The 1025-nt window shown below is 63.0% G+C and carries 1 protein-coding gene; it reads left to right on the top strand.

Annotation, left to right across the window (positions count from 1 at the left end):
* Positions 1–1025: porin (locus tag G3O01_RS44790; protein WP_205813927.1), on the top strand; the 1025-nt coding region annotated here is incomplete at both ends.

Genomic DNA, 1025 nt, shown 5'->3' with positions numbered 1-1025 from the left:
TACGGCATTATCGATAACGGCATCGGCTATCAGTCGAGTTCGACGTCGCTGGGTTCGACTACAGGCGGCCACTCGGCCTTCAAGATGGTCACGGGCGTGTGGGCGGGCAGCCGCTTCGGCCTGAAGGGCGCAGAAGACCTGGGTGGCGGCACGAAGGCGATCTTCACCCTGGAAGAGGGCTTCAGTGCGAACAACGGCGCGATGTCCACGAGCAACCTGATGTTCAGCCGCCAGGCGTTCGTCGGCGTATCGAACGCCACGTACGGTTCGCTGACGGCTGGCCGTCAGTATGCGTCGTACTACCAGTTGCTGTCGCCGTATAGCCCGACGACGTGGCTCACCGGTTTCTACGGCGCGCACGCGGGCGACGTCGACGGTCTCGATACGATCTATCGCGCGAACAACACGCTGCTGTACATGTCGCCGCAGATTTACGGCTTCAAGTTCAGCGGTTCGTATTCGTTTGCAGGCGTGCCGGGCAGTGCGTATCAGGGCTCGACGTGGAGCACGGCGGTCCAGTACGCGCAAGGTCCGATCGGCATCGCGGTGGGCTTCTCGAAGATCAATAATTCGAACCAGAACGGCGGCACGTTCGGTGCCGACACGACGACGTCGAATGCGGGCGCGCAGGCAGGCGTGTCGGCCGTGACGAACGGCTACCAGTCGGCGCGCGCACAGCAGCGTTTCGCGGTCGGCGCGGGCTACACGTTCAACAGTCAGTTCGACATCACCGCGACGTACTCGAACGTGCAGTACATTCCGGGCATCGGTTCGGGCTTCCACGACGAATCGATCTGGAATTCGGGTGGCATCGTGCTGCACTGGAAGCCGACGGCTGCATGGGACTTCGCGACGGGCTACGCGTACACGCGCGCGACGAAGGCCAACGGCATCACGAGTTCGGCGTCGTATTCGCAGGTCAATCTGTCCGAGTACTACTCGCTGTCCAAGCGCACGGGCCTGTACGCGTTGCAGGCGTATCAGCGCGCGAACGGCCAGACGCTCGGCACGGGCGGTCGCAGCAT

It is taken from the genome of Burkholderia sp. Ac-20365 (genome assembly GCF_017104715.1).
GTDB lineage: Bacteria > Pseudomonadota > Gammaproteobacteria > Burkholderiales > Burkholderiaceae > Paraburkholderia.
This window is presented reverse-complemented; position numbering and strand designations above follow the sequence as displayed.